The 609-nt window shown below is 66.7% G+C and carries 1 protein-coding gene; it reads right to left on the bottom strand.

What is annotated here, in order from left to right; genetic code table 11:
- Positions 1-78 precede the first annotated feature (78 nt).
- Positions 79-609, bottom strand: a 531-nt coding sequence (locus HX846_RS38670) for a VWA domain-containing protein (RefSeq protein ID WP_178967633.1), incomplete at its 5' end; no start/stop codon positions are given.

Raw genomic sequence — 609 nt, 5'->3', positions numbered from 1 at the left:
ACAACTGCCACAGCAACCAGCCGAGCAGCGGCAGCAGCAACAGCCACCAGGGGCGGAACCAGTGCGGCCACAGGGCGATCATCGACGCCTCCGCAAACGCAGGCGTTTGAGGCGTTCACGCCATTCAGGATTGGGTTGCAGGAAACGGCCCTTGCTTGAGAGTTTGCTGAACAGGCGTTGCAGGGCGTTATCCGGCCAGCGTTCCTGGATCACCAGCAGCATGCTGAGGATCAGCGCCAACGCCAGCGGCGCGCTGTACAGCGCCTGGGCGGGGCGGGCCTGGGTGGGTTGCTGGGCCACGGGTTCGAGCTGGTCGAGGGTTTCCTTGATCTTCAGCAGTTCGTTGCCGTCGCGGGCGCGGAAGTAGCGGCCGCCGGTGGCCTCGGCGATGGCCTTGAGGGCCGGTTCGTCGAGGTCGAGGCTCGGGTTGACGCCGAGGATGCCCAGGGAGCCGGTTTGCTCGGGGTCTGCGCCGATGCCGATCGGGTAGATTTTCACCCCTTCTTCGGCGGCCAGGCGGGCGGCGGTCAGCGGGTCGATTTCGGCGGCATTGTTGTCGCCGTCGGTGACCAGGATCAGGACCAGGCTTTGCGCCGGACGCTGGCGCAG

The sequence above is a fragment of the Pseudomonas sp. K5002 genome, assembly GCF_013386655.1.
GTDB lineage: Bacteria > Pseudomonadota > Gammaproteobacteria > Pseudomonadales > Pseudomonadaceae > Aquipseudomonas.
This window is presented reverse-complemented; position numbering and strand designations above follow the sequence as displayed.